Below are 19,375 nucleotides of genomic sequence, written 5' to 3'. Positions count from 1 at the left end.
GAATTACCCTGCAACCCGGAGGAGTGTTATTTCGTACACCCATAATCACGACCCGCACAATTAAACGAAACGTCCTTTAGGGAGACTACTGAGATGGCCACATATGTCGTCACGACCGTCAACGACGAGTCCGACGGAAATGTTTCCCCCGCCGACCTGTCCCTGCGCGAAGCCGTCGAGCTCGCCAACGCGAATGCCGGCGCGGACACCATCACATTCAGCAACACGATCGCCGGGCAGACGATCTCGCTGGACCTGGGTCAGATCGCGATCAGCGATTCGGTCGACATCATCGGCGGCGCCGACGAGATGACGATCACCACCTCGATCCGCAGCCGCCTCTTCAACGTCACGGCGGGCGACGTCGAGATGTCGTCGATGGTCTTCGACGGCGGCCTCGCGGTGAACCGCAACGGCGGCGCCGTCCGCCACGTCGGCGGCGCCCTCACGTTCGAGGACATGACCTTCACCGGCAACCGCGCGACGGGCACGAGCAGCTCGGGCGACGGCCTCGGCGGCGCGATCTTCTCGCGCGGCGCGAGCCTCACGGTGCGCGACTCCCTCTTCATCGCGAACGACGCGGTGATCGCCGGCGGGGCGGTCTTCGTCGCCGACGGCAGCACCGCGACGATCACCGACAGCAACCTCAGCGACAACACCGCCGCCAGCGGCGACGCGCTCGCCGCCAGTGCCAGCGCCAGCGGCGCCGGGCCGATCTCCTTCATCAGCAACACCATCGGCCTCGCCGACGTCTCCGGCGGCCCGGGCAACGACCTGCTGTTCGGCGACAGCGACGACAACCTGATCCTCGGCAACAACGGCCACGACAGCATCACCGGCTTCACCGGCGAGGATGCGCTCTACGGCGGCTCCGGCAACGACACGATCCAGGGCCGGCTCGACAACGACACCGTGGACGGCGGGCGGGGCGACGACGTCGTCGACGGCGGCAAGGGCGACGACCTCGTGGTCGGCCGCAACGGCAACGACACGCTGTTCGGCGGCGACGGCGACGACGAGCTGCTGGGTGCTGCCGGCAACGACAGCATGGAAGGCGAGGCCGGCGACGATGTCATCCGCGGCGCCAACGGCGACGACTTCGGCGGCGGCGGCACCGGCAATGACTACATCGCCCTCGGCCAGGGCAACGACACCGCCTTCGGCGACGACGGCGACGACGACCTCCTGGGCGCCGCGGGCGACGACTCGCTGATCGGCGGTTCGGGTGCCGACTACGTGGACGGCGGCAACGGCAACGACACGCTGGGCGGCGGCGCCGGCAACGACTCGGTCTACGGCTGGAACGGCGACGACATCATCCGCGGTGGCAACGGCCACGACTATGTCGACGGCGAGAGCGGCGACGACTGGGTAGCCGGCGGCAACGGCGACGACATCGTCGTCGCGGGCAGCGGCTACGACACGCTGACCGGCGGCTACGGCTACGACGAGTTCGACGTCGGCGCGCGCGACGAGGGCGTCACCGTCATCACCGACTTCTACTTCGACGAGGACGTCATCTATCTGACGGACGTGTCCCCGGAGAGCTGGCGCCTGTCCTTCGTGGGCGACGAGATCCGCTACAACGGCGACACCTTCCTCATCGTCGAGGGGATCAACACGCGCGAACTCGTCATCGGCTACGACATCATCTGATGCCGTGGCGGCCGGTGCCGGTGGTGCCGGCCGCCGGGCCGTGCGTCAGTCGGCCTGGAGCTGCAGGCGGTGGAAGCGGGCATAGAGCCCGCCCGCCGCGACGAGCGCGTCGTGGGTGCCGATCTCGGCGACGCGCCCGCCATCGAGCACGACGATCTTCTCCGCCGCGCGCACGGTCGCGAGGCGGTGGGCGATGACGAGCGTCGTCCGCCCCCTGGTGAGGCGGGCGAGCGCCTCGCGCACGATCTGCTCGGACTCCGCGTCGAGCGCCGACGTCGCCTCGTCGAGGAGGAGGATCGGCGCGTCCTTCAGGAAGGCGCGCGCCAGGGCGATGCGCTGGCGCTCGCCGCCGGAGTAGTTCGAGCCGCGGTCGCCGGCCGGCGCGTCGTAGCCGAGCGGGTCGCGCATGATGAAGTCGTGCGCGCCGGCGAGCCGCGCCGCGTCCTCGATCTCGGTCGCCGTCGCCCCCGGCCGGCCGAGCGCGATGTTGGCGCCGACGGTGTCGTTGAAGATGACGACGTCCTGCGAGACGATCGCGATGCGCTCGCGCAGCGAGGCGAGCGTCACCCCGGCGATGTCCTCCCCGCCGATCACCACCCGCCCGGACGACGGGTCGTAGAGCCGGGGGATGAGGTTGAAGACGGTGGACTTGCCGGCGCCGCTGCGCCCGACGATGGCGGTCGTCTCGCCGGCCTGCGCCTCGAACGAGACGTCGAAGAGGGCGGGGGCGCTGTCGCCGTAGCTGAAGCTGACGCTCTCGATGCTGACCGTGTCGGCGCCGAAGCTCGCCGGTTTCGCGCCGGGATGGTCCGTGACGGTCACCGGCTCGTCGATAACGGCGTAGTAGCGGTGGAGCGCGGCGAAGCCCTCCTGCACGATGGTCGCGAGGTTGCCGAGCGCGCGCATCGGCTGCGCCGCGATGAGGAGCGCGCCGAGGAAGCCCGAGAACTCGCCCACGGTCGACTGGCCGGACATGATGCGCCAGCCCACGAAGCCGAGCACCAGCGCGACGGCGACGCCGCCGACACATTCCATCAGCGGGTCGACGCGGCCCTTCTGGATCATCGACTTGTAGCGGAGCCGCTTGAGCATCTCGAAGGAGTTGTCCGCCTGCTCGCTGAGATAGTCCTCGAGGCGGTAGGTCTTCACGACGCGCGCGGCGCTGAAGGTCTCGGACGTCAGGCTCGCCATGTCGCCCGTCCGCTCCTGCGTGCGGCGCGAGACGCGGCGCAGGCGCTTGCCGATCCGGCTCACCGGGATCAGCGCGAACGGCACGATCGTCACCGCGATCAGCGTCAGCATCCAGTCGAGGTAGAACATGGTGGCGAAGAGGGCGACGACGGTCAGCCCCTCCCGCACCAGGATGTTGACGAGCCGCGTCAGCGCGCTGCGCACGAAGACGAGGTCGGTCGTGAAGCGCTGCGTCCAGGCGGCCGGGGTGTGGGCGGTGATCGAAGTGAGGTCGGCCTCCACCAGCGTGCGGTAGAGGCGCTTTTGCATATCGGCTTCGATCTGCGTCACCGCCTGCTGGGTGAGCGCCACCTGGGCATAGGTGGCCATGCCACGGACGCCGGCGGCGACGAGAACCAGCCACGGCAGGGTCGAGATGGCCCAGGAGCTGCGTTCGCTGAGGGCCTGGAATGCCCAGTTTATGAGCACCGGGTAGAGGCTGGTGCTGGCCGCGACGAAGGCGACTGCCACCAGCGACAGCAGGATCTTGCTGCGATGCTCGCGGATGTGGTCGTTCCACAGCCTGACGGCCAGCGGCCAGTTGCGGGGCGGCACGGCGCTCGCGGACACGGCCGGTGCCGTCCCCTTCATCGTCTCGATGCGCTGTGGTTTGTTCATGGCCGAGCGGATCCGTCAGGTTTTGGGGCCGAGCTGCTCCGGAGCGAAGCATGGACGCCGGTCGGTCGGGCCGGAGCGTCGGCGTGGTGTGAGCGTCGGAGGCGTCGAATCGGAAACACCGGGGCGAAGACCGAGGCAGAGCCGCACTCTGTGCGTCGCGCTGGGCCGCGGGGCAAGGGGGCCCGGTGGGGAAAACCCCAGGCGGAACCTCTGGATGAGCCAGTGGTGTCACTTTCCTGTTGCAAGGTTAGGCACCCCTGCCTATCTTTGCGGCCCACGATCAAAAGAATGTCACGAAGAGCACTTGGGGAGTGGACATGTCGAAGCTTCTTGCACTGGCTCTTTCCAGCCGCAGCACTGGCATCCTGTCTATGACCGCCGCGATGGCATTCGTCATCGCAGTTTGTTTCGGACTTCTCTAAACACTGGATACTGAACTTTCCGTATTCGGTGCGATACCCATGGCGTAGAGTGCCGCCGTGAGATCGCAGTGCCGCAGCACCCCGTCCGCCGCGGCTGCCAGGATCGGCTTCGGCCGGTATGCGATGCCCAGTCCCGCCGTTTCCACCATGGCGAGATCGTTGGCCCCGTCGCCGAGCGCGATTGCGTCCTCGGGCGTGATGCCGAGCGCCTCGCATTCGGTGAGGAGGCGCACCTTCTTCTCGTCGGCGCCCAGGATCGGCTGGGCGACGGCTCCCGTCAGTATGCCGTCCGCCGCGATCAGGCGGTTGGCGAACGCCGCGTCGATCCCGAGCCGCTCGGCCACGGGCTCGGCGAAGTGCATGAAACCGCCTGATACCAGCACCGTGCGGATCCCGTTCCGTTTGGCGACGGCGATCATCTCGGCCGCGCCCGGCGAGGGCGTGATCACGGTGTCGAGGAGGGTCTCGATCGAGGACTCGGGGATCCCCGTCAGGAGCTTCACCCGCTCGATCAGCGCGTCGGCGAAGGCGAGCTCGCCGCGCATGGCGCGCTCGGTGATCGCGGCCACCCGAGGCTTCAGGTCGTGCACGGCGGCCAGCTCGTCGATGCACTCCTGGCCGATCAGCGTGGAGTCCATGTCGGAGATGAGGAGGCGCTTGCGCCGCGTCCGCGCCGGCTGCACGATCGCATCCACCGGCGCGTCGTGGATGTGGGTAAAGACCGTCTCGCGGATCGCCCTGCGGTCGCCTTCGACATAGATGTCGGTGGCCTGCTCGTCGACGCGGTCGGCCCGGTGGGCGCCGAGCGTGCCGACCAGCGACGCGACGAGTTGAGGCGAAAGGGGACCGGGGGCGACGAGTGTGACGACTATCATGGCCGTCCTCATCGCCGGTCCGACGGCGTCCGGCAAGTCTCATCTGGCCCTCACCATTGCAGACCGGCTCGGCGGCACGATCATCAATGCCGATTCGATGCAGGTCTACCGCGACCTGCGCGTCCTCACCGCCCGGCCGGGCGCCGAGGACGAGGCGCGCGTCCCCCACCGGCTCTACGGCCACGTCGATGCCGCCGAGGCGACCTCCGTTGCCCGCTGGCTCGGCGAGGCCGGGGCGGCGATCGCGGCGGCCCGCGCCGAGGGGAGGGTGCCCATCATCGTCGGCGGCACGGGCCTCTACCTCGCCGCGCTCACCACCGGGCTGTCGCCGATGCCGGAGATCCCCGAGGCGGTGCGCCGCCGCTGGCGGGAGGCGCAGGCCGCGGAGACGCCGGAGGCGCTGCACGGGGTCCTTGCCGCGCGCGATCCGGCGACCGCCGCGCGGCTCCGCCCGTCGGACCCGCAGCGCATCGTGCGCGCGCTCGAGGTGGTGGACGCGACCGGACGATCGCTCACCGACTGGCAGGAGGAGCGGACGCCGCCGGTCCTGCCGCCGGGGCCGGGTGTCGCCCGCTTCGTCGTTGCGCCGGCGCGCGATCTGTTGCGCCAGCGCATCGCCGACCGATTCGACGCGATGATGGACGAGGGCGCGGTCGAGGAGGCGGTGGCACTTACCGCGCGGCGCCTCGACCCGGCGCTGCCCGCGATGAAGGCGATCGGCGTCGCCCAGCTCTCCGCCCACGCGATGGGGCTCGTCCAGCGCGAGGAAGCGGTCGCCGACGCCGTCAACCGGACCCGCCAGTACGCAAAGCGGCAGGAGACGTGGTTCCGCCACCGCTTCGCCGACTGGCACCGCCTGGCGCCGGGGGAGGTGCCGGACCTCGCCGTCGGCCCCGTTGGACCGGCCTCCACCTAGACGCGTCGGCGGCGCCGCCCGGGTCTAGCGCGGGCCGCCGAGCATGCGAGCCAGCGTGGCGTCGCGCCTGACGAGGTGATGGAACAGCGCCATCACGATGTGCCCGGCGATCAGCAGCGCCAGCGCCCAGCCGAGGAGGCCGTGCGCGGCGTTGCCGGCCGCGACCAGCGCCGCGTTCTTCTCGCCGCCCGCCGCCACCAGCTCGACGCCCCACACCGTGAAGGCGCGGTCGTTGCCGATGGAGCGCAGGATGGCGAGCAGCGGCACCACGATCATCAGCGCATGGAGCGCGAGCTGTCCGAACTGGGCGGCGATCCGCTCGAACGTGGAGTCGCCCTCCGCCGGCCGATGGGGCGCGTTGAGGAGGCCCCAGAGGCCGCGCGCGATCGCGAGGACGAAAATCGTCGCGCCGATGTCGACGTGGTATGCCCAGAAGAAGGTCCGGGCGGCCGAATCCGGCGCCAGCGCCCGCAAGGCCGCGCTGGTGAACTGCCAGGCGAACAGCGCGGCCATCCCCCAGTGCAGTGCGCGCGAGACAATTCCGAAGCCGTCCGGGCTGTCGAAGACGAAGGGTCGGCGTTCCGCGATGGTCTCGGCGCTCACAGGGGGATCCTCTTTCAACTCGTTGAAAGGTAATCCGCTTCCGGCACGGACGATCACGGTGCGACGATCAGGTCAGCCATGCGCCGCGGGGCGGGGCTGGCGCGGGGCCTTCCGGCTTCGCCCGCCAATCGGCAAAGCAGCATTGCGCGGCACTCTGGCGCGTGATAAGGCAACGCCCACGATCAACGAGGAACGGCATGGGCACGACCCTCATCCTTATCGTAGCGGGGCGCACCACCAGAGTCTGACCAGGGCTCGGGAACGGTGGTGCGCGGTTCAAGGTCCCTCACGGGGCCTTTTTTCATGCCCGCTCTCCACCGGACCTGAGCGGGCCCTTTGGACCGTCAGGCGGTACGCCGGCACGGCGGAGCGGAGAGACTAAGAATGGACGAGCGCAACTCAGGCCGCATGAGCGGTGCGCAAATGGTGATCGAGGCGCTGAAGGACCACGGCGTCGACACGATCTTCGGCTATCCCGGCGGCGCGGTCCTGCCGATCTACGACGAGATCTTCCAGCAGGAAGACGTCCGTCACATCCTGGTGCGTCACGAGCAGGGCGCCGGCCACATGGCCGAGGGCTATGCCCGCTCGACCGGTCGGCCCGGCGTCGTGCTCGTGACGTCCGGTCCGGGCGCCACCAACGTCGTCACCGCGCTCACCGACGCGATGCTCGATTCCATTCCCATGGTGTGCATCACCGGCCAGGTGCCGACGCACCTCATCGGCTCCGACGCCTTCCAGGAGTGCGACACGGTCGGCATCACCCGCCCGTGTACCAAGCACAACTACCTGGTCCGCCGCGTCGAGGACCTGCCGCGCATCCTGTCCGAGGCCTTCTACGTCGCGACCTCTGGCCGTCCGGGTCCCGTCGTCATCGACATCCCGAAGGACGTGCAGATCGCGACCGGGCCGTACAACCCGCCGCGCGCCGCCAGCCACAAGACGTACCAGCCGAAGGTGCGGCCGGAGATGGTCGGCATCCGCCAGGCCGTGGCGCTGATGAAGGCGGCGAGCCGGCCGGTCTTCTACACCGGCGGCGGCCTCATCAATTCCGGCCCCGCGGCCTCGCACCTGTTGCGCGAGCTGGCGGACATGACCGGCTTCCCCGTCACCTCCACGCTGATGGGCCTCGGCGCCATGCCGGCGAGCCACCCGCAGTGGCTGGGCATGCTGGGCATGCACGGCACCTACGAGGCGAACCTCGCGATGCACGGGTGCGATCTGATGATCTGCATCGGCGCGCGCTTCGACGACCGCATCACCGGCCGCATCGACGCCTTCTCGCCCGGCAGCCGCAAGATCCACATCGACATCGATCCCTCGTCGATCAACAAGAACGTCAAGGTGGACCTGCCGATCATCGGCGACGCCGCGCACGCGCTGGAGGACATGGTCCGCGTGTGGTCCGAGACGGGCCTGCACGACAAGTCGCGGCTGAAGGACTGGTGGGCCGACATCAACACCTGGCGCGCGAAGAAGTCGCTCGCCTACGAGACGCGCGCCGACGTGATCATGCCGCAGGAGGCGATCGAGCGCCTCTTCGAGCTGACGAAGGACAAGGACACCTACGTCACCACCGACGTCGGCCAGCACCAGATGTGGGCGGCGCAGTTCTACGGCTTCGACAAGCCGAACCGCTGGATGACCTCCGGCGGCCTCGGCACCATGGGCTACGGCCTGCCGGCGGCGATCGGCGCGCAGATCGCGCATCCCGGTTCGCTGGTGCTGTCGATCGTCGGCGACGCGTCGGTCCAGATGAACATCCAGGAGCTGGGCACGGCGACGCAGTACGACCTGCCGGTGAAGGTGTTCATCCTGAACAACCAGCACATGGGCATGGTGCGCCAGTGGCAGCAGCTCAACCACGGCAACCGCCTGTCGCACTCCTACTCCGACGCGCTGCCGGACTTCGAGATGCTGGCGAAGGCGTACGGCTGGAAGGGCATGGCGGTGCAGGACCCGGCCGAGCTCGATGACGCGATCGCCGAGATGATCGCCCACCCGGGTCCGGTGCTGATGGATTGCCGCGTGGCGAACCTTACCAACTGCTTCCCGATGATCCCCTCGGGCAAGGCGCACAACGAGATCCTGCTGGCCTCGCGCGACGACGTCGAGGTCGAGGAGGTCGAGGACGCGCTGGAGGACGTCGGCCGGGCGCTGGTCTGACCGGAGCGGACGTGTGAGCGAGGCCGGCTGGCTGCGCGCGGACGGGGAGGGGACGGTGATCGCCGTCCGCGTCACGCCGCGCGCGTCGGCCGACGGCGTCGACGGCGTCGTGCGGATGGGGGACGGGGCCGAGTGGCTGGCCGTGCGCGTGCGCGCCGTGCCCGACAAGGGGGCGGCGAACGTCGCGGTGGCGGCGACCGTCGCGAAGGCGCTCGGCATCGCCAAGAGCGGCGCCAGGATCGTCGCCGGCACCACCTCGCGGCAGAAGCGCCTCTACGTCGACTGCCCGCCCGACGCGGTGCTGTCCGCGTTCGGCGGGCGGTGACCCGCCGGCCGGTCCCGCCGCTGCGGTCGCGACGGGTCGGTGCCGGCGTTCGGTCCCGCGCCGCCTACGCGGCCGCTCCGCTCGCCGGATCGTGCCGCGGTGGCGTCGGTCCTGTTCCCGGTGTGCGCTCCGGCGGTTGTGAGAGCGAGTAGTGCTATCGCGCCGCCGAACGTGATCGTGCGAAACACGATGCGATCCTCCCTGAGGTTTGTTCGCAGAACTTCCGCGATCGCGGCGGGGTTCCACGAACCGCGGGGCGGGCGGCCGTGTCCGGGGCGGCGCCGCGCCATCGAAAGTGTCGGGACGGTGGGGCGTTCGTCGCGGGACGAGGCCCCCGAAGGACTTGGGGCGAGGCCGATTCCGCGGGAAAGCCTCGCCACGCGTTGCTAAACTGCGGACCTGGCCGCCGCCTCCCGCGATCGGGGACGGCCGACGGATCGCGTTCCGGTGGCTCGATCGAGGGCGTCACACGGGTCAACTGGCTTGAAGAGCCGCGGACAACTGCGGCCAGAGGGAAGAAGACATGAACCAACCCATCGGAATCGCGCCGGCATTGCGACCCGAGGAGGCGAAGGAGAAGCACACCATCACGGTGCTCGTGGACAACGAGCCCGGTGTCCTCGCCCGCGTGATCGGCCTGTTCTCCGGCCGCGGCTACAACATCGACTCGCTCACCGTCTCCGAGACCGAGCACGAGCGCAGCCTGTCGCGAATTACCATCGTCACCACGGGCACGCCCATGGTGATCGATCAGATCAAGAACCAGCTCGCCCGGCTCGTCCCGGTCCACCGCGTCGCCGATCTCACCGCCGACATGCGCGACGCGGTGGAGCGGGAGCTGGCGCTCGTAAAGGTGTCCGGGCGCGGCGAACAGCGGCTCGAGGCGCTGCGCCTGGCGCAGGCGTTCGACGCGCGCACCATCGACGCGACGCTGACCTCCTTCGTGTTCGAGATCACCGGCGCCACGGCCGAGATCGAGCGCTTCATCGCGCTCATGGCCTCGGTGGGGCTGGTCGAGGTCTCCCGCACCGGGATCGCCGCGATCACCCGCGGGTCGGATCCGACCTGACGCCGGCGGGCCTCAGGCGCGCGGACGGACGAATTCGGCGCGCGCCTTCGAGACCGCCTCGCGGCAGATGCAGCCCTCCAGGTGGTCGTTGACGAGGCCGGCCGCCTGGAACATCGCCGTCACCGTCGTCGGCCCGACGAAGCGCCACCCGGCCTTGCGCAGCGTCTTCGACAGCGCCGCCGCCTCCGGCAGGATGGTGCGGGTGGTGGCCGTCTCGTAGTCCAGCGCGTCGGCATTGTCCGGCTCGTGCCGCCAGATGTAGGCGGCGAGGGAGCCCTCGCGCTCCAGCATTGTCTCCGCGCAACGCGCGTTGCTGATCGCCGCCTCGATCTTCCCGCGGTGCCGCACGATTCCCGGATCGGCGAGGAGGCGGGCGACGTCCGCCTCGTCGAAGCGGGCGACGGTGGCGATGTCGAAGCCCCTGAAGGCGGCGCGGAAGTTCTCCCGCTTGCGCAGGATCGTCAGCCAAGAGAGGCCGGACTGGAAGCCTTCGAGACAGATCTTCTCGAACAGGCGCGTGTCGTCGGCGATCGGCCGGCCCCATTCGGTGTCATGGTAGGTGACGTAGTCGGGCAGGCCCTGATGCCACCAGCAGCGCGGCCGTCCGTCGGGCAGGTCGATGAGGCCGGGGGCGAGACTCACGCGAACCCCTGCCGAATCGCTGCCTGTGTGAACCCATGCCGCAAGCGGTTAACCCTTAGTTACTTTTCGCTAACCAAAGAGGTTGTGCCCCATCCGGTGTTGCAGCACCATCACGGCGTCGGCATCGGATGGGTTCCATGCACAAATTCTTAAGACTTCTCGGTATCGCGCTCCTGGCCTCCTTCGTGACGGTCGGCCGCGGCCCCGCCGCGGGCGAGGAGGTCGATCCCGAGGCGTTGAAGGATGCCTTCTTCCGCACCGTCTTCGGCCTGGAGTACGGCGGCCACGCCGACGCGTACCGGGTGAAGCGGTTCGTCGGACCCGTCCGTTTCTTCATCGACGACCGGTCCGGCACGGGCCGCCAGCTCGAGGCGCAGCGGTTCCTGAACCGCCTGCCGCGCCGCATCGGGCATCTCCAGGCGGCGGTGGTCAACCAGCGCTCGCGGGCGAACTTCCGCGTCATCCTCGTCCGGGCGCAGGACTTCGCCGACGTGGTGGCGAGCGAGCTTCAGGCCGACTCCATCGCGATGAACGCGCGCTGCCTCGTCGGCGTGACGACGATGAACGGGCGCATCCAGCAGTCGACGGCGGTGATCGTCGCGGACGACGACTTCCTCTTCCCCCGCTGCCTGGTGGAGGAGGTGCTGCAGGGCCTCGGGCCGATGAACGACGACGACAGTCTCACCGAGAGCGTCTTCAACGACCAGTCGCAGCACGCCGAGTTCACGAAGTTCGACCAGGCGCTGATGAACGTCCTCTACCACCCGATGATCCGTCCCGGCATGACCGGCACGGAGGCGCACCAGACACTGCCGCTGGTGTTCGCGGACCTCGGCCTCTCGCACTGAGGCGCGCCCCGCGGCCCCGGGCCGTGTTCCGGCGGGCCACGCCGCGCCGCGTCAGGCGGCGACGTCCGCGGCGCGGGCGAGGCGGGTTGCGACCGCGGGGTCGGTCCGTTCGATGAAATCCCGCTTCAGGAGATTGCGCGCGACCGTCAGGCGGTAGGCCGACGAGGCGCGCATGTCGGAGATGGGCGAGAAGTCCTCGGCGAGCGCCTCGGCCGCTGCGGCGACGGTTTCGGCCGTGTAGGGCCGGCCGGAGAGGGCGGCCTCGGCGGCGGCCGCGCGCTTCGGGATCGCCGCCATGCCGCCGTAGGCGAGGTGGACGTCCCGCACGGTCCCGCCGTCCAGCGTGAGCGCGAAGGCACCGAGGACGGCGGTGATGTCGGAATCGAAGCGCTTGCTGACCTTGTGGCAGGCGAGCTGCGCCAGACCGGCCAGCGGGACATGGACGGCGCGCACGTACTCCCCCGGCCGCCGATCCTGGCGGCCGTAGGCGATGAAGTAGTCCTCGAGCGGCAGGGTGCGGCCGCCGTCCCGGTGGCCGAGCTCGAGCGTGGCGCCGGCGGCGATGAGCGCGGGCGGCAGGTCGCCGATGGGTGAGCCGTTGGCGATGTTGCCGCCCACGGTCCCGGCGTTGCGCACCTGGAGGCCGCCGAAGCGGCGCATCAGCTCGGCGATCCCCGCCGTCCCGGCGATCGCCCGCGCGAACGCCGAGAGGCGCGCCCCGGCGCCGACGACGAGCGTCCCGCCGCGCTCCTCGATCGCGTCGAGCCCGGCGACGCTGCGGGTGGAAATGATCGCCGGCGGGTCGAACAGGCGCTTGGTGACCCACAGGCCGACGTCGGTCGCGCCGGAGAGGATCGTCGCCTCCGGGTGGCTGGCGGCGGCCTCGGCGAAGGCCGCCTCGGTGGTGGGGGCGATGTAGCGCCGGCCGTCCGCCTCGTAGTCGAGGCCGGGGGCGGGGCGCGCCGGGGCGGCAGTCTCGCCGCTCCGAAGGGCGTCGGCGGCCGGGGCCGAGACTTCCGCCGCCTCGATGATCGGGCCGTAGCCGGTGCAGCGGCAAAGGTTGCCGGCGAGGCGGTCGGTGATCGCCTGCCTGTCGGCCGGCTCGCCCGGCTCCCGGGCCCACAGCGACATCACGAAGCCGGGCGTGCAGAAGCCGCACTGCGATGCATGGCGGTCCGCCATCTCCCGCTGGATCGGGTGATCCTCGAGCCCTTCGACCGTCGTCACCGCGCACCCGTGCGCCATCGGCAGCAGCATGATGCAGGCGTTGACCGCGCGCAGCGTCCCGGCGGCGTCGCGAACGGCGACGGTGCAGGTCCCGCAGTCCCCCTCGGCGCAGCCCTCCTTGGTGCCGGTGAGGCCGGCGGCGCGCAGGTATTCCAGGAGGGTCGTCGTCGGCGGCAGGCCGGCGACACTGCGGGGCGCGCCGTTGAGCGTGAAGTCGATGGTGGCGGACATCGCCTCGCGCGGCGTTTCGCTCACCGGTCAGGACCCGCGATAGGTGGAATACGAGTAGGGGGAGATGAGGAGGGGGACGTGGTAGTGCGAGCTGGCGTCGGCGATGCCGAAGGCGATCACCACGACGTCGAGGAAGGCCGGCTCCGGCAGGTCGAGGCCGACGCGGCGGAAGTAGTCTCCGGCGCCGAATTCCAGGGTGTACCGACCCGGCAGGAAGGTGTCGCCGTCCAGGATCGGACCGTCGAGGCGGCCGTCGGCGTTGGTGGTTCCGGAGGCGATCTCGTTGCCGTCCTGGTCGCACAATGTAACCGCGACGCCGCTGGCGGGCGTGCCGTGAACGGTGTCGAGCACGTGCGTGGTGAGCCGTCCTGCCATACTTGTCCCCGGTGCCGTCGGCGGAAGGCTACACTGAGGGTCTGCGGCCGGCCAGCGTGAAGTTCTTGCCCGGATCTTGCATGGACGGGGACGTCGACGCCCCGGTGCGCGACGGTTCGCGGACTTGCCAATCCGAGGCCGAGTCGCGGACAATCCCTTCAGCCGAGTGGTCGGCGAGTCGCGCCGAACACCGGCAGTCGCATGAACGGAGGTCGTCATGCCGCGCCTGTTCACCGCTCTCACCCTTCCCGAGGATGTTCGAATGTGGCTGACCGGTCTTCGCGGCGGTCTGCGCGGGGCCCGGTTCATCGATCCCGAGAACTACCACGTCACGCTGCGGTTCATCGGCGACATCGACGAGCCGACGGCGGACGAGGTTGTGGCGGCCCTGTCGCGGATCCGGCGGGCGCCGGTGACGGTGCGGCTGTCGGGCCTCGGTTCGTTCGGCAACAAGAAGCAGCCCCATTCCGTCTGGGCGCGGGTCGAGCCGACGCCGGAGCTGATGGAGCTGCAGGCGGATCAGGAGCGGGCGCTGCAGCGCATCGGCCTCCCCGCCGAGCCGCGCCGCTTTACGCCGCATGTGACGATCGCGCGCTGCAAGGGCGCGAGCGCCCGGGACGTCGCGGACTGGCTGACGGTGCGCGGCGGCTTCTCCGCGCCGCCGTTCGTGGCCGAGACGTTCGCGCTGCTGTCGTCCCGCTCGTCCGTCGGCGGCGGCCCTTACGTGACCGAGGACGTCTACCCGCTCGGGATGGCGCACGCCGCCTGACGCCCGCCGGAGTTTTCGCGCGGCTGTGCCGCCGCGCCTTGCGGGGGTGAGGAGAAGGGCCGGCCCCGCCCCGGCGGCGACGGGAGCGGCCTGCCGTCCCGGTCGTGCGCCCGTGCGGGGGCGCGGCGCAGCGACGCGGACACAAAAAAAGGCCCCGGCGGGGTGCGACCCTATGCCGGAGCCTCGATGTTTCTGTGGATGGATCGCGCGGATCAGGGCCGCGGGCGGATCCGCACCACGACGTCGACCCGCGAGATCTCCATGCCTTCCGGCGCCTCGGGCAGGCGGCCGAGGGACAGCGAATCGCCCGGAATGTCGGTCACTTCGCCGTTCGTCTCGTCGAAGAAATGGTGGTGGTCGTCGGTGTTGGTGTCGAAGTAGGTCTTCGTGCCGTCGACCGCGATTTCGCGCAGGAGGCCGACCTCGGTGAACTGGTGCAGCGTGTTGTAGACGGTCGCCAGCGACACCGGGACGCGGGCGGTAATCGCCTCTTCATGCAGGCCTTCTGCCGAAATGTGCCGGTGGCCCCGGGCGAACAACAGGTCGCCGAGCGCGACGCGCTGACGCGTCGGCCGCAGACCGGAGGTCTTCAGCATGTCGCGGATATCCACGGCCGGAGACCGCACGTCCTTCGCGCCGTCCATCGTTTCGCGCGAGAAGAAAACTGCCATTGCCTCGTCCCAAGAACCCAGAAGAACCATTACCGTGCACACGAACTGCGCACGCCCCAACGGATATAGCTGTTCGCCGGTATGAGATCAATGTAGGGGCTTGGTTGGAAATGCTTGCCTTGCCGACCAGTTGGGCGATATCGGGCACCGTGAAAGAATTGCATGGCCGGCAGCGGTTTGCAGCCGGGCCCTGTGCGTCTTAGGTGAAGAGCTGGCGGCCGATCGGGAGAACGAGCGTTTGGCGATGACGATGACAAGGTCGCGGTTCGAATATGAGGATCTTCTCGCTTGCGGGCGGGGCGAGTTGTTTGGTCCTGGAAATCCGCAGCTTCCGCTTCCGCCGATGCTGATGTTCGACCGTATCAGCCATATCTCCGCCGAGGGCGGGGCGAACGGCAAGGGCGCGATCCGCGCCGAGCTGGAAGTGCGCGAGGACCTGTGGTTCTTCGCCTGTCACTTCCGCGGCGACCCGGTGATGCCGGGCTGCCTCGGACTCGACGCGATGTGGCAGATGCTGGGGTTCTTCCTCGGCTGGGTCGGGGGACAGGGGCGCGGTCGCGCGCTGTCCGTCGGCGGCGTCAAATTCTCCGGCATGGTCACGCCGAAAGTGAAGCTGATCGAGTACGGTATCGACTTGAAGCGCGTCATGCGTTCCAAGCTGACGCTCGGGATCGGCGACGGCTGGTTGAAGGCGGACGGCGAGGCCATCTACAAGGCCGAGGATCTGAGGGTCGGTCTGTTCAAGGACGGGGCGGCACCGGCCGGCAGCTAAGTCGGCGGCGCCCCGCAAAAGGAGCACTATGAGACGCGTCGTCGTCACCGGAATGGGCATCGTCTCGCCGCTCGGCGGGTCGACGCAAGAGGTGACCGCATCGTTGCAGGAAGGCCGGTCCGGCATCGTCCGGGCCGAATCCTATGCTGAACACGGTTTCCGTTGCCAAGTGCATGGCGCGCCCACGCTGGACCCGACCGAGTCGGTCGACCGCCGTGCCATGCGCTTCCACGGCGGCGGCACCGCCTGGAACCATGTCGCCATGGATCAGGCGATCCGCGAGTCCGGGCTGGAGCCGTACGAAGTCTCCAACGAGCGCACCGGCATCGTGATGGGCTCCGGCGGCCCGTCGACCCGCACCATCGTGGAAGCGGCCGACATCGCGCGCGCCAAGGGTCCCAAGCGGGTCGGCCCGTTCGCGGTGCCCAAGGCGATGAGTTCGACCGCGTCGGCGACGCTGTCGACCCACTTCAAGATCAAGGGGATCAACTATTCGATCTCCGCGGCGTGCGCGACGACCAACATCTGCATCGGCCACGCCGCCGAGCAGATCGCGCTCGGCAAGCAGGACGTCGTCTTCGCCGGCGGCTGCGAGGAGCTCGACTGGACGCTCTCCGTCCTGTTCGACGCCATGGGCGCCATGTCGACGCACTACAACGACACGCCCGCGGTCGCCTCGCGTCCGTTCGACAAGAACCGTGACGGCTTCGTCATCGCCGGCGGCGGCGGTGTCCTCGTCCTCGAGGAGCTGGAGCACGCCAAGGCCCGCGGCGCGCCGATCATCGCCGAGATCGTCGGCTACGCCGCGACGTCGGACGGCCACGACATGGTCGCGCCGTCGGGCGAGGGCGGCGAGCGGGCGATGCGCATGGCCATCAAGGAAGCCGGGGGCCGCAAGATCGACTACATCAACCCGCACGCCACCGCGACGCCGATCGGCGACCTCAAGGAGGTGGAGGCGATCCGCGCCGTGTTCGGCAAGGACATCCCGCCGATCTCGGGGACGAAGTCGCTCTCCGGCCATGCCCAGGGCGCGGCCGGCGTGCACGAGGCCATCTACTCGCTGCTCATGATGCGGTCCGGCTTCATCGCCGCGTCCGCCAACATCGACGAGCTGGACCCCGCATTCGAGGACGTGCCGATCGTACGCGAGCGGCTCGACAACGTAGAGCTGAACACGATCTTGTCCAACGGCTTCGGTTTCGGCGGTACCAACGCCTCACTGGTCCTGGCGCGCTACGATGGGTGAGCGCGTGGGACTCATGGCCGGCAAGCGCGGCGTGGTGATGGGCGTTGCCAACAACCACTCCATCGCGTGGGGGATCACGCAGACGCTGGCCGCCGAGGGGGCGGAAATCGGTCTGACCTACCAGAACGACCAGTTCGGCCGCCGCGTGCGCCCGCTGGCCGACAAGGTCGAGGCGGCGTTCCTCGAGCAGTGCGACGTGGAGGATCTCGCCTCCGTCGACCGCCTGTTCGAGACCGCCGGCAGGACCTGGGGGTCGATCGACTTCTTCGTCCACGCCGTCGCCTTCTCCGACAAGAACGAGCTGAAGGGCCTCTACGCGGACACCACGCGCGAGAACTTCACCCGCACGATGGTGATCTCGTGCTTCTCGTTCACCGAGTCGGCCAAGCGCGCGGCCGCCCTGATGACCAACGGCGGGTCGATGCTGACCCTGACCTACGGCGGCTCCGTCAAGGTCATGCCGAACTACAACGTCATGGGCGTGGCGAAGGCGGCCCTTGAGTCGTCGGTGCGCTACCTCGCTGCGGATTTCGGCAGCGGCGGCGTGCGCGTCAACGCGATCTCGGCGGGCCCCGTGCGCACCCTGGCGGGCGCCGGCGTCACCGATGCGCGGCTGATGTTCAACTACCAGCGCAAGCACTCGCCGCTGGAGCGCACGGTCACCATCGACGAGATCGGCCGGTCCTCGGCGTACCTGCTGTCCGACTACTCGTCCGGCGTGACCGGCGAGATCCACTATGTGGATTCGGGCTACAACATCGTCTCCATGCCCAAGCTCGACGAGCTCCGGGCGGAGGAGCGCCGGGAGATCATCGAGGAGAAGGTCGAGGCGACGGCGCCCGGCATCCTGGCCGAGGGATCGTGATCGCCGCCGGCCTGCGGATCGATCCGCGCTGGCCGAAGCCGGCGGTGCGTCCGCGGGTCAAGATCTGCGGCATCACCCGCCCCGACCTCGCCGACGCGGCGGTCGCGGCGGGTGCCGACATGATCGGCCTCGTCCACTTTCCCCCCAGCCCGCGCCACCTCCCGCTGGAGGAGGCGGCGGCGGTCGCCGACCGCGCGCGGGGGCGGGCGATGACCGTCGCCCTGACCGTCGACGCGGACGACGCGACGCTGGACGCGCTGATGCGCACCGTCCGGCCCGACGCGGTGCAGCTCCACGGCAAGGAGAGCCCGGAGCGCGTGCGCGCGCTCGCGGAGCGCTACGGGCGGCCGATGGCCAAGGCCCTCGGCGTCGCCTCCGCGGCCGACCTCGCCGCGGCGGCGGACTATGACGGCGCGCTGCTGGTGCTCGACGCCAAGCCGCCGAAGGACGCCGACCGCCCGGGCGGTCACGGCGTCAGCTTCGACTGGTCGGTGCTGGACGCGCTGCCGCCGGACACCCTCTACATGCTCTCCGGCGGCCTGACGCCCGAGACGGTCGCGGCGGCACTCCGGACGGCCCGGCCCTACGCGGTCGACGTGTCGTCCGGGGTCGAGACCGACCGGCTGAAGGATCCGGAGAAGATGGCGGCGTTCGTCGCGGCCGTCGCCACGAGGGGATAGGGCGTGTCCGACACTGCGGCGTCACGATCCATGCCAGAGGGCGGCGCCGGGGACGCCGAGCGCGTCGGTCGCGCGGCCGCGCAACCGAAGCTCAGCCTGTCCGCCGACGAGCGGCTCGCGTTCTATCTCGCGCCGCTGGCCGACGAGCCGGGGCAGCGCTTTCCCATCACGCCGGATACGGCGCTTCTTGCCAACCCGCAGAAGCCGTTCGAATTTTCACTTCGCCGTTCGAGCAACTACGTCGCCAACAAGAGCTTCCATCGCAACCCGGCGAGCAAGGCGCGTCTGAAGGAGCGATACTTCGACCCGTTGATCGAGGCGCATCACCGGCTCGGCATCAACCGCCGCTTCCAGCTCGTGATCGGCGACGACCTCCGGCCGTCGACCTCGCCGACCTTCCACAAGGCGCGCCGCGTCGACAGCGGTGGCTGCTCGATCCTGCTGCCGCTGAACGACGAGCGGCATTTCAAGCCCGTGGACGACGTCGGCGCCAACGACATCCCGTTCGACGAGAAGGCGTCCCGTGTGGTCTGGCGCGGATCGACGACGGGCGTGTTCTGGGCAGAACCCTACGGAAGCCGCTACTTCATCTACCGCGACTGGGACGCGATCGCGCGGAACGAGGCGCTCGATCTCGGCTTCTCGGGGATCGTCCAGCTCCAGCAGGTCGGCTTCACACCCCGGCACGGTGAGATTGAGCGCTGCAAGAAGCCGCGCCTCACGCAGAAGGAGCAGCTCGAGGCCAAGTACCTCCTGGTGCTCGAGGGCAACGATCTGGCGTCGGGCCTCAAGTGGATCCTGGCGTCCAACTCCGTCGTCCTGATGCCGCGCTGCCGGAACGAGTCGTGGGCCTGCGAAAGCTATCTCGTCCCGGGCGTGCACTACGTCGAGGTGGCATACGACCTGTCCGATCTCGGCGAGGTGTTCGCATGGTGCGAGGCCAATCCGGCGGCGTGTCGCGAGATCGCCGAGAACGGCAAGCGTTTCATGCAGGCCTTCCGCGACCCCGATGTCGAGCGGTCGCTGTTCGACCGCGTGGTTCGCGAGTACCACCGCCGCGTGCGATGGTTTGATCCGGACAAGGCGGCGCCCGTACCGCAGTAGCGCCCAAGTGCCTTGACCGCACTTGACCCTTCATGCTGAGTGGCCGACGGCGAGCCGACCGA

Annotated in this window: 19 protein-coding genes; 12 read left to right on the top strand and 7 right to left on the bottom strand. The window is 69.5% G+C overall.

Annotated features, from left to right (window positions below; genetic code table 11):
• The first annotated feature begins 93 nt into the window (after positions 1–93).
• A complete protein-coding gene (locus DLJ53_RS23545) occupies positions 94–1,656 on the top strand; it encodes a calcium-binding protein (RefSeq protein WP_111349727.1) in 1,563 nt (520 codons plus the stop codon).
• Between the two features lie 45 nt (positions 1,657–1,701).
• On the opposite strand, the gene DLJ53_RS23540 is transcribed toward DLJ53_RS23545, so the two are convergent.
• Complete coding sequence (locus tag DLJ53_RS23540) at positions 1,702–3,477, bottom strand: ABC transporter ATP-binding protein (protein WP_111349962.1); 1,776 nt, start codon at positions 3,475–3,477, stop codon at positions 1,702–1,704.
• A 445-nt stretch (positions 3,478–3,922) separates the two neighbouring features.
• Entirely contained in the window at positions 3,923–4,801 is an 879-nt protein-coding gene (gene serB, locus DLJ53_RS23535) for a phosphoserine phosphatase SerB (RefSeq protein ID WP_111349960.1), read from the bottom strand.
• On the opposite strand from serB, the gene miaA reads away from it, so the two are divergent.
• Positions 4,788–5,717 (top strand): tRNA (adenosine(37)-N6)-dimethylallyltransferase MiaA, encoded by a 930-nt coding sequence (gene miaA / locus DLJ53_RS23530; protein ID WP_342353610.1) that lies wholly within the window; start codon positions 4,788–4,790, stop codon positions 5,715–5,717. The two genes, serB and miaA, sit on opposite strands and share 14 nt — an antisense overlap.
• Positions 5,718–5,741: 24 nt before the next feature.
• Here the strand turns inward: miaA and DLJ53_RS23525 are convergent, their stop codons facing one another.
• Positions 5,742–6,320, bottom strand: a complete 579-nt coding sequence (locus DLJ53_RS23525; RefSeq protein ID WP_111349724.1) for a cytochrome b — start codon at positions 6,318–6,320, stop codon at positions 5,742–5,744.
• Positions 6,321–6,704: 384 nt separating this feature from the next.
• Between DLJ53_RS23525 and DLJ53_RS23520 the strand changes: the two genes are divergently transcribed.
• The 3 genes from DLJ53_RS23520 (at position 6,705) to ilvN (ending at position 9,880) form a co-directional block, all read left to right on the top strand.
• Positions 6,705–8,486, top strand: coding sequence for an acetolactate synthase 3 large subunit (locus tag DLJ53_RS23520; protein WP_111349722.1), 1,782 nt, complete (start codon positions 6,705–6,707; stop codon positions 8,484–8,486).
• A gap of 13 nt (positions 8,487–8,499) precedes the next feature.
• Entirely contained in the window at positions 8,500–8,811 is a 312-nt protein-coding gene (locus DLJ53_RS23515) for a DUF167 family protein (protein WP_202913313.1), read from the top strand.
• Between the two features lie 523 nt (positions 8,812–9,334).
• Positions 9,335–9,880 (top strand): acetolactate synthase small subunit, encoded by a 546-nt coding sequence (gene ilvN / locus DLJ53_RS23510; protein WP_111349720.1) that lies wholly within the window; start codon positions 9,335–9,337, stop codon positions 9,878–9,880.
• A 12-nt stretch (positions 9,881–9,892) separates the two neighbouring features.
• On the opposite strand, the gene DLJ53_RS23505 is transcribed toward ilvN, so the two are convergent.
• Positions 9,893–10,522 carry a DNA-3-methyladenine glycosylase I gene (locus DLJ53_RS23505; RefSeq protein ID WP_111349718.1) on the bottom strand — a complete coding sequence of 210 codons (630 nt, stop codon included), beginning with the start codon at positions 10,520–10,522 and terminating at the stop codon, positions 9,893–9,895.
• A 137-nt stretch (positions 10,523–10,659) separates the two neighbouring features.
• On the opposite strand from DLJ53_RS23505, the gene DLJ53_RS23500 reads away from it, so the two are divergent.
• Positions 10,660–11,370 (top strand): DUF2927 domain-containing protein, encoded by a 711-nt coding sequence (locus tag DLJ53_RS23500; protein WP_162409497.1) that lies wholly within the window; start codon positions 10,660–10,662, stop codon positions 11,368–11,370.
• 51 nt (positions 11,371–11,421) lie between these two features.
• On the opposite strand, the gene xdhA is transcribed toward DLJ53_RS23500, so the two are convergent.
• Together xdhA and uraH are read right to left on the bottom strand one after the other, a co-directional pair.
• Positions 11,422–12,828, bottom strand: coding sequence for a xanthine dehydrogenase small subunit (xdhA, locus tag DLJ53_RS23495; RefSeq protein ID WP_111349714.1), 1,407 nt, complete (start codon positions 12,826–12,828; stop codon positions 11,422–11,424).
• Between the two features lie 27 nt (positions 12,829–12,855).
• Positions 12,856–13,203, bottom strand: a complete 348-nt coding sequence (gene uraH, locus DLJ53_RS23490; RefSeq protein ID WP_111349712.1) for a hydroxyisourate hydrolase — start codon at positions 13,201–13,203, stop codon at positions 12,856–12,858.
• Positions 13,204–13,420: 217 nt separating this feature from the next.
• Here uraH and thpR point away from each other — a divergent pair, with 217 nt between their 5' ends.
• Complete coding sequence (gene thpR / locus DLJ53_RS23485) at positions 13,421–13,972, top strand: RNA 2',3'-cyclic phosphodiesterase (RefSeq protein WP_111349710.1); 552 nt, start codon at positions 13,421–13,423, stop codon at positions 13,970–13,972.
• Between the two features lie 212 nt (positions 13,973–14,184).
• Here thpR and irrA read toward each other — a convergent pair whose 3' ends face one another.
• Entirely contained in the window at positions 14,185–14,616 is a 432-nt protein-coding gene (gene irrA, locus DLJ53_RS23480; protein WP_319005112.1) for an iron response transcriptional regulator IrrA, read from the bottom strand.
• A gap of 271 nt (positions 14,617–14,887) precedes the next feature.
• On the opposite strand from irrA, the gene fabA reads away from it, so the two are divergent.
• The 5 genes from fabA to DLJ53_RS23455 are packed head-to-tail and all read left to right on the top strand — an operon-like array spanning position 14,888 to position 19,313.
• On the top strand, positions 14,888–15,415 hold the full coding sequence (fabA, locus tag DLJ53_RS23475; RefSeq protein ID WP_111349708.1) for a 3-hydroxyacyl-[acyl-carrier-protein] dehydratase FabA: 528 nt from the start codon (positions 14,888–14,890) through the stop codon (positions 15,413–15,415).
• Positions 15,416–15,443: 28 nt separating this feature from the next.
• Positions 15,444–16,664 carry a beta-ketoacyl-ACP synthase I gene (fabB, locus tag DLJ53_RS23470; RefSeq protein ID WP_111349707.1) on the top strand — a complete coding sequence of 407 codons (1,221 nt, stop codon included), beginning with the start codon at positions 15,444–15,446 and terminating at the stop codon, positions 16,662–16,664.
• 13 nt (positions 16,665–16,677) lie between these two features.
• A complete protein-coding gene (gene fabI, locus DLJ53_RS23465; RefSeq protein ID WP_211100669.1) occupies positions 16,678–17,529 on the top strand; it encodes an enoyl-ACP reductase FabI in 852 nt (283 codons plus the stop codon).
• Positions 17,526–18,209 carry a phosphoribosylanthranilate isomerase gene (locus DLJ53_RS23460; RefSeq protein WP_244935144.1) on the top strand — a complete coding sequence of 228 codons (684 nt, stop codon included), beginning with the start codon at positions 17,526–17,528 and terminating at the stop codon, positions 18,207–18,209. The genes fabI and DLJ53_RS23460 overlap by 4 nt, the downstream gene beginning before the upstream one ends.
• A gap of 3 nt (positions 18,210–18,212) precedes the next feature.
• Positions 18,213–19,313 (top strand): glycosyl transferase family 90, encoded by a 1,101-nt coding sequence (locus DLJ53_RS23455; protein WP_146620071.1) that lies wholly within the window; start codon positions 18,213–18,215, stop codon positions 19,311–19,313.
• Positions 19,314–19,375: the final 62 nt, after the last annotated feature.

The sequence above is a fragment of the Acuticoccus sediminis genome, from assembly GCF_003258595.1.
In the GTDB taxonomy this organism is placed as follows: Bacteria; Pseudomonadota; Alphaproteobacteria; order Rhizobiales; family Amorphaceae; genus Acuticoccus; species Acuticoccus sediminis.
This window is presented reverse-complemented; position numbering and strand designations above follow the sequence as displayed.

Excerpts from the sequence above, each read along its gene's own strand:
- DLJ53_RS23545 (WP_111349727.1), top strand. The coding sequence starts at position 94 with ATGGCCACATATGTCGTCACGACCGTCAACGACGAGTCCGACGGAAAT.
- DLJ53_RS23540 (WP_111349962.1), bottom strand. The coding sequence starts at position 3,477 with ATGAAGGGGACGGCACCGGCCGTGTCCGCGAGCGCCGTGCCGCCCCGC.
- serB (WP_111349960.1), bottom strand. The coding sequence starts at position 4,801 with ATGATAGTCGTCACACTCGTCGCCCCCGGTCCCCTTTCGCCTCAACTC.
- DLJ53_RS23520 (WP_111349722.1), top strand. The coding sequence starts at position 6,705 with ATGGACGAGCGCAACTCAGGCCGCATGAGCGGTGCGCAAATGGTGATC.
- ilvN (WP_111349720.1), top strand. The coding sequence starts at position 9,335 with ATGAACCAACCCATCGGAATCGCGCCGGCATTGCGACCCGAGGAGGCG.
- DLJ53_RS23500 (WP_162409497.1), top strand. The coding sequence starts at position 10,660 with ATGCACAAATTCTTAAGACTTCTCGGTATCGCGCTCCTGGCCTCCTTC.
- xdhA (WP_111349714.1), bottom strand. The coding sequence starts at position 12,828 with ATGTCCGCCACCATCGACTTCACGCTCAACGGCGCGCCCCGCAGTGTC.
- uraH (WP_111349712.1), bottom strand. The coding sequence starts at position 13,203 with ATGGCAGGACGGCTCACCACGCACGTGCTCGACACCGTTCACGGCACG.
- thpR (WP_111349710.1), top strand. The coding sequence starts at position 13,421 with ATGCCGCGCCTGTTCACCGCTCTCACCCTTCCCGAGGATGTTCGAATG.
- irrA (WP_319005112.1), bottom strand. The coding sequence starts at position 14,616 with ATGGACGGCGCGAAGGACGTGCGGTCTCCGGCCGTGGATATCCGCGAC.
- fabA (WP_111349708.1), top strand. The coding sequence starts at position 14,888 with ATGACGATGACAAGGTCGCGGTTCGAATATGAGGATCTTCTCGCTTGC.
- fabB (WP_111349707.1), top strand. The coding sequence starts at position 15,444 with ATGAGACGCGTCGTCGTCACCGGAATGGGCATCGTCTCGCCGCTCGGC.
- fabI (WP_211100669.1), top strand. The coding sequence starts at position 16,678 with ATGGCCGGCAAGCGCGGCGTGGTGATGGGCGTTGCCAACAACCACTCC.